1 rRNA gene is annotated in these 463 nt (G+C 48.6%); it reads right to left on the bottom strand.

The features are described 5' to 3' along the window. Positions 1–463 (bottom strand): 16S ribosomal RNA (locus I5E68_RS20010); the annotation flags it as partial.

Here is a 463-nt window from a genome sequence, read left to right as displayed (position 1 = left end):
AACGACTACACGGGTATCTAATCCTGTTCGCTACCCACGCTCTCGTGCATCAGCGTCAGTTATGGTCTGGTAAGCTGCCTTCGCTATCGGAGTTCTAAGTTATATCTATGCATTTCACCGCTACTTAACTTATTCCGCCTACCTCGTCCATTCTCTAGCTCTACAGTTTTAATGGCGGACCGGAGTGAAGCTCCGAAATTTTACCACTAACTTATAAAGCCGCCTACGCACCCTTTAAACCCAATAAATCCGGATAACGCTCGCATCCTCCGTATTACCGCGGCTGCTGGCACGGAGTTAGCCGATGCTTATTCCTACTGTACTGTCATCACCTTATACATAAGGCTTATTCTCCCAGTAGAAAAGAGGTTTACAACCCATAGGGCAGTCTTCCCTCACGCGACTTGGCTGGTTCAGTCTCTCGACCATTGACCAATATTCCTCACTGCTGCCGCCCGTAGGT

The sequence above is a fragment of the Novosphingobium aureum genome, assembly GCF_015865035.1.
Classification (GTDB): Bacteria; Pseudomonadota; Alphaproteobacteria; order Sphingomonadales; family Sphingomonadaceae; genus Novosphingobium; species Novosphingobium aureum.
Note: the sequence above shows the minus strand (reverse complement) of the source record. Positions and strands in the feature narration are given on the sequence as shown.